Genomic DNA, 600 nt, shown 5'->3' with positions numbered 1-600 from the left:
GCCAAGGCATTCACCGTGCGCCCTTATTCACTTAACTAAGTTACAGTAAATATAGCTTGTTTTGCCTTGTTGGTCTGTTAAAGACCACTTTCTTGCATTTATAAATCTAGCTTCAGCTCCCAGAAACTCCCGTCATAAGCAATGGTCTTCCAAACGCTAAAAAACAAGCGTTTTCCAGCCCCTTGCTAGCGTTGCGTTTCTGAACAGTCGCCTTAGCCTTTTGTTTTTGATGTCGTTGTTACTCTTATTTAGTTTTCAAGGTACAAATAGAGAGTTTTGCTCTCTCAAAACTGAACCAAACAACCCAGTATGTTCCGAAAATAATCTAGCTCCAGTGGTATTCAACTAATGTCGAACAGCCACTTGCGCTTTCTTATTTATATCCTTAGAAAGGAGGTGATCCAGCCGCACCTTCCGATACGGCTACCTTGTTACGACTTCACCCCAATCATTGGTCCCACCTTCGGCGGCTAGCTCCAAATGGTTACCTCACCGACTTCGGGTGTTACCAACTCTCGTGGTGTGACGGGCGGTGTGTACAAGACCCGGGAACGTATTCACCGTGGCATGCTGATCCACGATTACTAGCGATTCCGGCTT

At 45.5% G+C, this 600-nt stretch carries 1 rRNA gene; it reads right to left on the bottom strand.

Annotated features, from left to right (window positions below):
* Positions 1–389: 389 nt before the first annotated feature.
* Positions 390–600, bottom strand: a 16S ribosomal RNA gene (locus LZD48_RS18405); the annotation flags it as partial.

Source organism: Oceanobacillus alkalisoli (assembly GCF_021556485.1).
Classification (GTDB): Bacteria; Bacillota; Bacilli; order Bacillales; family Amphibacillaceae; genus Oceanobacillus; species Oceanobacillus alkalisoli.
The sequence above is the reverse complement of the archived record's forward strand: the minus strand, read 5'-3'. Positions and strand labels throughout refer to the sequence as shown.